Source organism: Microcoleus sp. B13-B6 (assembly GCF_036705405.1).
Taxonomy (GTDB): domain Bacteria; phylum Cyanobacteriota; class Cyanobacteriia; order Cyanobacteriales; family Microcoleaceae; genus Microcoleus.
Genome location: NZ_JAUBUJ010000095.1, coordinates 23,473 through 34,897 on the forward strand (window position 1 = coordinate 23,473; position 11,425 = coordinate 34,897).

The 11,425-nt window shown below is 44.3% G+C and carries 5 protein-coding genes and 1 pseudogene; 1 reads left to right on the forward strand and 5 read right to left on the reverse strand.

Annotation, left to right across the window (positions count from 1 at the left end; all coding sequences use genetic code 11):
* The 5 genes and pseudogenes from QUB35_RS30810 to QUB35_RS30830 all read right to left on the reverse strand — a co-directional run.
* A pseudogene (locus tag QUB35_RS30810) lies at nucleotides 1–5,037 on the reverse strand (hypothetical protein); the annotation flags it as partial.
* Nucleotides 5,038–5,240: 203 nt separating this feature from the next.
* Nucleotides 5,241–5,756, reverse strand: coding sequence for a DUF1036 domain-containing protein (locus QUB35_RS30815; protein WP_333145427.1), 516 nt, complete (start codon nucleotides 5,754–5,756; stop codon nucleotides 5,241–5,243).
* 32 nt (nucleotides 5,757–5,788) lie between these two features.
* The gene (locus tag QUB35_RS30820; protein WP_333145428.1) at nucleotides 5,789–6,331 is read right to left on the reverse strand and encodes a hypothetical protein; all 543 of its coding nucleotides are present in this window, start codon (nucleotides 6,329–6,331) and stop codon (nucleotides 5,789–5,791) included.
* A gap of 84 nt (nucleotides 6,332–6,415) precedes the next feature.
* A complete protein-coding gene (locus QUB35_RS30825; RefSeq protein WP_333145429.1) occupies nucleotides 6,416–6,985 on the reverse strand; it encodes a DUF1036 domain-containing protein in 570 nt (189 codons plus the stop codon).
* Between the two features lie 34 nt (nucleotides 6,986–7,019).
* On the reverse strand, nucleotides 7,020–7,505 hold the full coding sequence (locus QUB35_RS30830; protein ID WP_333145430.1) for a hypothetical protein: 486 nt from the start codon (nucleotides 7,503–7,505) through the stop codon (nucleotides 7,020–7,022).
* 219 nt (nucleotides 7,506–7,724) lie between these two features.
* Between QUB35_RS30830 and QUB35_RS30835 the strand changes: the two genes are divergently transcribed.
* A complete protein-coding gene (locus QUB35_RS30835; protein WP_333145431.1) occupies nucleotides 7,725–11,342 on the forward strand; it encodes a WD40 domain-containing protein in 3,618 nt (1,205 codons plus the stop codon).
* Nucleotides 11,343–11,425 lie beyond the last annotated feature (83 nt).

Here is an 11,425-nt window from a genome sequence, read left to right on the forward strand (position 1 = left end):
TGGCTCTGGTGTTGGTGTTGGCGTTAGCGTGCTGCTCAAATAATTGAGGATGTCACTCCCGGAGAGATTCGCCACAGTTTCAATTAAGCCAGCACCAGAAACCGACTCAGCGAAAAAGTCTAAAATAGCTAGGTCATTAGCAGCATTAGCAACCCCATCTTTGTTGAGGTCTACCAGCAGCGTTGTGCCGTCTCGTTCGATACCAATAGAACCAGCAGAGGGAGCTGATAAAGAGATAGTTACGCCTGGAAGGTTAAGAATATCCGTGCCACCTGCATCTTGGATTTGACTGCCAGCAGCTTTTTGGTCGTCTAACTGGTAAGTATCATTCCCTAAGCCAGCTTTGATGGTATCAGCACCGCCACCGCCTGTCAGCGTGTCTTCCAAGGCACCGCCATAGATTTCATCTCCATAGGGAGTCCCGATAATCTTGAATTGCTTGATATTGCTGAAATGCAGTTGGCTTGGCCCCCATGTCTGGATTTCTCCACTGCCTGTTATTGGGTCGAATTTTGGGTAGCGAATACCAACGTTGACATAGGTTGACAGTGAAGGGCGATCGCCAACGGAACCGCCAAAATCCCAGGTGCTATCACCTCCTGCAGGGTTGCCAATATCAATGAGTGTGGGAATCCCGGTTCCATCAGCATTCCCTACAAAAAGACCATAACTTCCTTTTCCATCGGTGATGTCTGTATCTTTGACAAAAGCTACTTTGGCACCGTCAGCGGCAAGAGACAGAGCGGAATTAGCATTTTCGCTGCCGGCAACCATAACGACCCCAGAGCCATCAGTGTTACCAGTCCGAATCATGGCAAGTACATTTGGTGAGTCAGCTACATACGCCGCGCTAGACCAAGCCACCTTGCTACCATCTCCTGACATAGATGGATGGAAAGCAGATTCTGAGAATTTGTTTTCGCCATAGGTATCGTCGGACAGTTTCTTTATACCGGTGCCATCTGTGTTGGCAACAAAGATTACTGCGTTTCCTGTTCTGGGAGAACGTTGCCAAACTATCTTTGAGCCATCTGCTGAAAGGGATGGAAAAGCATCATAAAGTTCCGCGAAGAAACTAGATGTAGCAGAGTCATCGGTAATTTGTTTAATTCCAGTACCGTCAGTATTGGCAACAAAAATTTCTTCCTCTAAAACAGACTCCCCCACTCTAACCACCCCACTCCAAGCTACTTTCTTCCCATCGCCTGAGAGGGAAATTTTACCGTGACCTGTAGCTACAGCACCTAGTTCAAATGTGGTAATTTTTGTGATGCCAGTGCCATCAGTGTTGGCAACAAAGAGGTCAGCTTCCTGACTCCTGTAATCTATCCAAGCTACCTTGCTGCCATCGGCTGATAGAGAGGAGCCATGAAAGTTCGGATTAGTAACAGTATTGATTCTGAAAGGTGGATTTGAATTACCGACCTTTTTAACCCACAGTCCCTTTTCATCTGTCCACGCTACTGTCGTGCCGTCGGTTGATAGAGCAACGTCATAGTGAGTAGTGCTGTTGCCAATATCAACTGTGAGGGGTGTTCCTACACCATAAGCGTTTCCTACAAAGACATCCCATGAAGAGGGATCTGTTGGGTCAATGTCTCTCCATGCGACGGCACGGGTGGGTAAAGCGGAATAGTCCAAAACTAACTGGTCAGTTCCCCCTCCCCCATCGATCGTGTCGTCCCCTAAACCGGGGGTGAGCGTGTCATTTCCGTCTCCACCGTTGATGGCATCGTTGCCTCCACCACCATCTATGGAGTCATTCTGGGTGCTACCTGACAGCGTATCCCCAAATTCTGAGCCAGTTAGTTTTTCAATGGAGAGCAATACATCACCGGCTGCGTCTGCGCCGGAACTTTTACCCGCTGTCAGATCGACGGATACTGCTTCACCGGAGGAGATATAGGAGACAGCATCAATACCCTCTCCACCATCAAGAGTATCGGCTCCGGCTCCTCCCGCAAGGTAATCGTCCCCAGAACCAGCCAAAAGTTTGTCATCACCCGCTTCCCCAGAAAGGCGATCGCTTCCATCATCTCCAAAGAGGCGATCGCTGTTATCGCCACCTTTCAAATTATCGTCGCCGCCCTCACCAAAAAGCTCATCGCTGCCTGCACCACCGACCAACTGGTCATTCCCCTCACCGCCGTGGAGTGTTGCCGAGCCAGTCCCCCGATAGTACAGCTTATCGTCACCAACCTCGCCTGAAAGGTCTGCCGGAGTTTGGACGCCAGCCTGAATATTAATTAAATCGTTGCCAGCACCGCCGTTGCCAACAATCTTGCTGCTGACATTGTGCTTCTGCCTGCTCTCGAATGCTGATATGTAAACAACCCCGCCTGAATTTGGATCTGGCGAAACGGTGAATATCTCATTTCCATCGTTGAGATCGCCCCTAATTCTAGCAACTGCATTTTGCCCCATATTCAGCCGCAGCACGCCACCGCCAACATCTTCCGCCAGCTTCAAACCTGTTTTATCATCGCACTTGGAATCAAAGCTGATTAGTGGCGGAGTTTTGGCCAGACCGATTTCTTCACGACCTCCTAAAAACTTATAGTAAGCGTACAACCCAGCAGTAACTTCACCCTTAGTCTCAAACAAACACAGCGGATCTTCTTTGATTTTCTCCAAAATTTTGTTAACCCGAACCTTGCCATCTTTATTGTGCAGAGTATCGTCCAGATCAAAGTCAACTTGGGTGCGAATGCTTGCTTCTACACCAGCACTAGCTAATACTGCATTGAGTTCGCCAGAGCCTCCAATCCCTCCAGTCAGACTAACTTCTGGAACATCTTCAGTCGTTCCGTCGGGGTTAGTGCGGAGATCGTTCACAAAAAATCCGTTGAAAATATCAGCAGTTTTGCCACTATCTGCGAACTGCTTTAGCCCTTCTGTATCAAAGCCAAAAGCTAAATCGATGTTGGCACTAAGGTCAAAGCTGAAACGAGCTCCCAAAATATAAATGATGGGGTAAAACTGACTGTATCCCAACTTGAATTTCAGCTCCGGCATATCGTATGTAAACAAATCTGCCGTTTGCCCCAGCAGCAGCTTAAACGCATTCGTTGAATCGTTTAAGAGTGGAAATTGGAGTTGACCTGCCTTTGAGCTTTCAAAACTGCTGACAAAGGTTGTGGCTTCTGTTGCTCCTTTACTTTCTAGCTGCGATTTGATGTCGGGAATTCCCTGACTTAAACTTGGCGATACCTTGTTAAGGTCGGGGACTGATCGAATATCCGTGCCGCCTAAATTAAAGCTGCCAAGGTCAACAATCAGCTTGTCAGTGCTACTTGAAAATTTGTCTAGTTTTTCACTCAAATCAGCGATTTCGCGGACGGCATCTATGTAATCCAAATTGAAATCTGGATCTATAGCTGGCCCGATAGTTTCGATGATATCCAAGAGCGTAACATTACCATCCTTATCTTTATCTAAGGCAGCTTTGATAGCTCTGACATCAGAGAACCCCGGTAGCGGTTCTTCCAGCACTTTGATAACAGGTTGAATTGGATCTGTAACCTGCTTAATCTTTCCCAAAATAGGTTTCGCAAAGTCGCTGAAGAATGTACCCATATCCATCTGTACGTTATTGAACGCAATACTGGGTACATCGCCAAAACTGCTAGGATTGTCTGGATCGGCATTGCTGCTATTAAATCCCCAGCCAATATTGATGTCCGTACTAAGCGATGGCAGTACGGCAGACTCTTGAAAACTGGTGGCAGCATTCAGATTGATATTGGCAGAGCCATTAAGTTTGGCATCAACGAGATTTGCCAAATTAACTGATGGCAGTTCCGAAAAGAAAAGTTGATTATCTGAGTCCTTTAAATCAACTGTAAAATCGCCGTTAAATTGGGTGCCTTTATCTTTGACATTGAGTTGAAGAAATCCCAGTTTGCCAGTGGCCTCTAAATTGGGAAGAGAAGCATTGAAATTAATTTTAAGTTCGTTAGTGGTTGATGTATCGAAGTAAAAGCCTTTAGTCTTATTGACACCAAAATCTAGATTCAAATCATAGCCAAGACCGATTTTGGCCTTGCCATTGATATCCAATTTCAAAGCTGGTAATCCAATCCCAGCATCCAAGGCTGTAGAGAATGAGTTAGCCGCCTGTTCTTTTTTGAGCCTTAAGTTAAACTTAACATCGTCGGTTGTTTCCACAAAGCTAATCGCCTGGTCAATTTCTTGGGCATCAACTTGACCATCATTATTCAAGTCGGGAAGCAACTTTAACCCACTGGGCCCCAAAGCTTCTGCTAGAGCTTGTTTGATTAGCTCGGGTGTTTTAGTTACTGCTGTATCGAGTTTTTCGTGCAGTTTATTGAGAACATCATCTTCAAAATTGCTGATAAACTGTACGCCACTTTCAGCGGAATTCTTCAGTTTATCTCCTAAAAGTGGCAATTTGTTCCCGTATACTCGGTTATTGACAGCAGCTTGAAGGGTATCTAGAAGAGCATCGAAACCTGTAATAATGTCTCCCAGATTTTCTCCCGTGTAAATTGTTGCTTGTTCAATCTGAAGAACTTGTCCATCTAAGGTAAGGGTAGCTGAATCATCCTCAGCTAAAAGCAGTTGTCGCTGTTGAGAGTTCAATGTTTCTCCACGCACTAATGCTGAGAAAATTGCCCCTTCATCTCCAGGGGTATCTGAGTTATTCAATTGCCAGTCTATTGAGTGACCGATTTCTTCTAAAATAACATTGGCGATCGCATCAATATTATTGGAATTTTCATCAAGAAACTCTCGCGATAGATAAATTGTGTTATTTGCTCCAGCAAAAGCTCCCTTGGCTCCATTAATTTCTGCTGAAGAGCGAATCTCTATCAAGGGAAGTTTTTCAAAGTCTCCATTTGCCCAATCTAAAGCTAAACTTTTGGTAACATCAGTATCAAAATTGTTACCAAAAGCTAGGGTCATCTTGGCAGTGAAATCAGCATCTGTTCCTAAAGCGGCGAGCAAGCTCTGAGTTTTTTGTAGAGATCGATCTAAACTTTGAGTAACGGTAGTGCTATCTAGTAATAAATTCATACTGTTCGCGTTTTCCCTGTAAGTATTTCCATGTATCTGCGATCGCACTTCGCCATCCTTACTAAAACAAGGGCGATCGCCTGTATCATTTGTGAGAGCAGTAGATTGGATTATAAGGAGCGATCGATCTCTACTATTCCAGATAATCAAAAAGCGATCGCCCCTAATTTCGAGTCCAAAAATGGTATTTCATACGTTTAAATTTAATCTCCTAAATTGTAAGTATAGTTCCTGGCATTACCCGTATCGACTTTGATAAAGTTCTTCCATACTCTACCTATTCCTTCACATTGTTTGTCGGCTCTAGCTAATGTAAAAGATTCGTTGATTGTGCAAAACCTATTTTCACCGCTCCATTCTCCTCCATCTCCAGCTTCTGCGTATACATAGTAAATGCCGTTCCTTTTGTTAAGCTCATGGGGATAGACTCTGGCGCATTCACCAGAAGTTAAATTCCACCATCCTTCAGTAGTCCAGCCTCTAGAACGTCTTGGCGGAGTGTTGCCAAAAATATCTGTTTCGGCTGCATCTATTTCCAGATAGGCAAAGGCAACAGAAGCTTTATCGCCTGACTTATTACACACATCAAACCAAGCGCTTGCAGTCGAAGGACACAATAGATTTAAACCCCAAAATGTCGAGCCAACAATTATAGATGTAGACCATTTCAAAACTGCCCAACTAATTTTTAACATCGATCGCGCTCCCAAGTCGTACAAGATTTGCAGCTATAAAGTGAACTACGCTAAGATTAATTAGCCGTAAAACTCTGAGTATAAGTTCCTATTTCATTTCCCATATTGGCTTCAAAGAATGGCTGATTCTCGCCACGTATATCAAAGACTTTCTCACTACTACCCCAAGACTTTCCTTGATCGTCATGGGCATGAAAGTAAATGATTCTGTTAGATATACGCTCTTCGTCATCTAGGATAAGAGTTTTTTGACCGGGGTTTAATTTCCAGTACCCGTCTGTTATCCATTTATCATATTCATACTGTGTTCCCACCCGTTTATAACCATCTTTTCTAAAATGCACGGCAACCCAGATTGGGCGGTTAGTTTTATTTTGGATGTAGATATGGTAGTAAGACGTATAGTCACTACTTTGTCCTGTACCATTATTCTCAAGAGGGTTAGTTGGGTCTAGAAAACAGCCTATTTTTGATAACTCATCGGTGCCACACGGACGTGCTTCCACTTTAGCCGATGGAAAAGTCAAGGAGCTGGTTAAAATTGCTACTAATGAAGTAGTGGTGAGAGCAATTCTGTAAACAAGGCATTTAGTTTGCATAGCTTTAATCTTCCTGTGTTTAAAACAAAACCCAATTCAGTAGGCCGAAAACCTTTGAAAGTAGACGCTGATGCGCTCTTTTGTTCAGTTTGTTAAATTGAAAGTATATGCTTGGCGGCTAGGACGCACGGGTTTAAAAATTACCATTTGTCCACCATTTTCCTGACATTTTTCTTCCCTATACGCCTGGGAATCCTTAAACTCGAATTCGACTGATGGATTAATACAATAACTTCGATCTGAACCTGAACCCCTCCAAACAGAATCTCCACCATTGGCGTAATATCCTGTGACTCTCTGTGCATCCTTTTGGTATACCTTTGTGCAAGCACCAGGCTCTATCTTCCACCATCCATGCGACTCTATATGTTGCTGTGCGCCTTCACCATCGCTGCCAAAAGATCCCCTGTAATTAAGTGCAATGGCAACATAGACATTGCCTACACTTGTCTTATTACAGATAGTTAATCCCCTTTGAACCGGAGGAGCCGGAGGAAGTCGTTGACCGGGAATTGGCTCATTACTTGGGCATAAAGCGTCTGGTACAAATGGAGGACAGTCAGCCAGAACTTCCGGTTGTCTCACGAGAAGACCAAAAGGTGATAAAACCAAAATACTTACAGCAAGAGTTAGCGATAATTTTTTATTTGACATTGTACCTCATTTTTATGAGAAACGCTACAGACAACTATGGATTGAACGTATAGTAGAAATTGGTATAGATCGCTCCCATATCAACTTTTTTTTCATTCCATTTCTGTTCTCCATCTACTGATGTTGCACTAAGGTAGATATAACGCCCATGTGCATTATTAACGATCAGTGCTTCCTCCCCTGCTTCCAGTTTCCAATTGCCCGCGTCCCACTCAGGACCACCACACTCAAAGCCGGACCCATCTGTATCTGAACAATGTTGGCTTGGTTTATTTACATACCACCTTGCTCTTACGTAAATTTGTCTATCACTTTTGTTTGTAACGCGTACGTTGAAGGAGAAAAATGTCGCACCTTCAACATTATCGCGGATAGTTTTCACTGGGTCATCCCAATTGGCGGGATTGCAAGTAACATCAAAAAAACCACACCCTGCTAATGCCTTATTTGGAACGGCAAAGAACGGCAATACAGAAATTAATAAACCAACGCTAGCTAAAATGGTTGACTTAGTTTTCATAACGAATGTCCTTCCCTCTTAATATTGCAATTCACTGGTTAACTTTACCTTGATTCAGTAATAACTCGGTTGCGACAGCTACGTCAGTGAGAAAAAGTTATAAATAGTTATAACTTGCGCGCAAAATATGCTATTATCTTGAGTATAATTGCTTAATTGCGTGTGCCGTCAAGCAGGAAGCACCCCTTTTTCGCTAACAAACCGGATAATTTTAAATAAATGACGATCGACGAAGCACTGCTTTTCCTCGACTCAGTTCTAAAACAAGAGCATCTCAACGATATTCACATACTGGTATTGCGGCAGACTTGGGAAGGACACTCTTATCCACAGATCGCCAAAAGCGCGGGTTATGATGCCGAATATATTAAGTTTGTTGGCTTTCAGTTATGGCAAATTCTCAGTCGGCTATTCGGAGAAAAAGTCACTAAGAGTAATGTTCAGTCAGTTATGCGACGGAAAGCGCAACAGGCACAAGTAACGGTCGCACTACCAAATACCCAAATTAGTCACAATATCAACGAACAAGTCGATCGCAGTGGTACGATCGCCGATCGACTTACAACTGATGTAACCAAACTCAACAAAACTATTAATTGGGGAGAGGCAATTGATGTTTCTATTTTCTACGGACGTGCAGAGGAATTAGCTTTATTAGAACAGTGGCTAATCGGCGATCGCTGCCGCCTAGTGACTCTGTTGGGGATGGGTGGAATTGGCAAAACCTCTCTCTCTATCAAGATAGCAGAACGCATCCAAGAACAATTTGATTATATTATTTGGCACAGTCTCCGCAATGCTCCATTAATACTTGACTTATTGGTAGAATTGATTCAATTTCTCTCGAACCAAAAGGAAACGAATTTACCAGACACCTTAGATGCTGGAATCTCGCGCCTGATGCACTATCTGCGACAGCATCGGTGTCTTTTAATATTGGATAATATCGAGTCAATTCTACAGGAAGAAGAACGCACGGGTTGTTATCGACAGGGATATGAAGGATACGGTCAACTTCTGCGCTGCGTAGCCGAAATCAACCATAAAAGTACCCTGCTACTAACCAGTCGAGAAAAACCGATCGGTTTAGCAGCTAAAGAAGGTAAAAATTTGCCAGTTCGTTCATTACAACTGACAGGTTTAACAACCCCAGAAGCACAGGAAATTGTCCAAGCTATTGCTTTTTTTCAAGGGTCAGACTCCGAATGGGATATTTTGATATCCCACTATGCTGGAAATCCGTTAGCCTTAAAAATGGTGGCTCCAGCCATCCATGATTTTTTTGAGAGTAGCCTGACCAGATTTTTAGAACTTTTAAATCAAGGAACTTTAGTATTTGATGATATTCGGAACCTATTAGACCGACAATTCAATCGTTTATCAGATATAGAAAAAAAGGTGATGTACTGGCTGGCCATCGAGCGGGAGCCAGTCTCGCTGAGAGAGTTAGAACAAGATTTAGTTTCCAAATTAACTGTCAAAGAATTACTAGAAGTTTTAGGTTCTCTCGTTAGACGTTCTCTCATCGAAAAAACCTCAGACGGCTACACTCAACAACCCGTCGTCATGGAATACATGACGGAACGATTAATCGAAAAAGTCTGCACTGAGATAACCAGCAGCGAAATTGACCTTCTCAGAAGCCATGCTCTTCTCAAAGCTACAGCTAAAGAATACCTTAGAGATACGCAAGCTCGTCTTATCCTTAAACCTATTGCCGATCGACTGCTTTTTAGTTTTGAATGCCAGCAACTTCTCGAAAACCAAGTCAAACCCATTCTGGCATCACTGCGCGGTAAACCAACACTAGAAACTGGCTATGCTGCGGGTAATATTATAAATCTATTGCGTCAGATGCAGCCAGATTTAAGCGGTTGGGATTTTTCTAATTTGACCGTTTGGCAAGCTTATTTACCCGATACGAATTTGCATCAGGTCAACTTGGCGGGTTCTAATTTAGCTAATTCCGTTTTCGCCGAAGTTTTGGGCAGTGGTTTGTCAGTCGCTTTTAGCCCGGATGGAAAACTTTTAGCAATGGGCGATACGAATAGTGAGATTCACTTGTGGCAAATGCCAGAAGCTAGGCTGCTGAGAACTAGCAAAGAAGACGGCAGCATCGTGTTATCCGCTGCTTTTAGTCCGGATGGGAAAACTCTTGCTACTGGCGGTAGTAACGGGACGATTCGTTGCTGGGATGTTAGCAGTTGGTCTATCCGTCAAATATTGCAGGGAAATACTAGCACTGTGCTGGGAGTTGCTTTCAGTCCTGATGGCAAGATGCTTGCTAGTAGCATCGGTGATGGAACTGTGCGTTTTTGGGATTGGAGTAATGGACGATGCTTGCTAACTTTGCCAGCACACCAAAGTCAGGCGCTATCGATCGCATTCAGTCCTCAAGGTAAGATTTTAGCTAGTGGCGGTGATGACGGAACGCTCAAACTGTGGGATGTAGAGACGGGAGAATGCCTGAAAATGTTTGAGAGTGACAGCAGTCAAATTCGATCGGTGGCTTTCAGTCCAGATGGTAAAACGGTAGCCCGTGGTGATGATTCTGCGATCGACCTCTGGGATATTAACACGGGTGAAGTCTTGAGGATTTGCTCTGGGCATTCACAAATAGTGGTGTCTGTTGCCTTTAGTCCTGACGGCCAGATTTTAGCAAGTTGCAGCGAAGACCGCAGCGTGAGATTGTGGGAAGTTGCATCCGGTCAGTGCCTAAAAACACTGCAAGCACACACCAGTCGGGTTTCAGCCGTCGCGTTTCATCCAGATGGCAAAACTTTAGCTAGCACTGGTGAAGACCGCACGCTAAAACTGTGGGATGTTAAAACAGGTCAATGTCTGAAAACACTTTACGGGCAAAGCAATCCAGTGACATCGGTAGTTTTTTCACCAGACGGTCACAGCTTAGCCAGTAGCGATCGCGCCGTCAGATTATGGAATGCTAAAACAGGAAAATGTCTTAAAAGCTTACAGGATGGACAGACTAATCGGTTGAAATCCATTGCTTTCAGTCCCGATGGACACTTGCTTGCAAGTGGATTCTATGACACTACTGTCAGGTTATGGGATGCTACGACTGGACAGTGCCTAAAAAGTTTACAGGGTCATTCAGCTTGGGTTTGGGGAGTCGCCATCAGTCCCGACGGTAAGACGTTGGCTAGTTTCAGTGGCGACCAGATTATAAAACTATGGGATATCAGGACAGGGCACTGTCTTTATACTTGCGCCGAACCAGAGGGCTGGGTGTTGGCAGTTGCGTTTAGTTTTTCAGGTCATATCCTCGCTTCTGCCACTGCTGATAATACGGTGAAGTTATGGAATATCAGTACAGGGGAAGTTTGGAAAACTTTTACCGGACATAGCGGTTGGGTTTGGTCTGTTGCCTTTAGTCCTGACGGTAATATCCTGGCAAGCAGCAGTAGTGACAGTACCATCAAATTTTGGGATATCAATACAGGAGAATGTCTGACCACCCTAGAGGGACATGACGGTATTGTGTCATCTGTAATGTTCAGTCCTGATGCTACACACTTGGCGAGTGGCGGTCATGACCAAACTGTACGAGTGTGGGATGTTAGCACGAATGAGTGCTTGCAAGTTCTGCGGGGACACGACAATTGGGTGTGGTCGGTTGCTTTTAGTCCAGATGGTCGAATTCTAGCCAGTGCCAGCCAAGATGAGACGATTAAGCTTTGGGATGCAGTAACGGGTGAGTGTAGCAAAACCTTGCCTGTTCCCAAACCTTATGAAGGAATGAATATTGCAGGTGTTAAAGGTTTAACTGAGGCGACTATTGCGACGCTCAAAACACTGGGGGCAGTTGAAGTAAGTTGATCGTGACTATAGCAATCCTAAATGATTCAGATACATTTGTAGGGGTAGTGCCCCCGTGCCTACCCCCTATCTATCGGGCAACC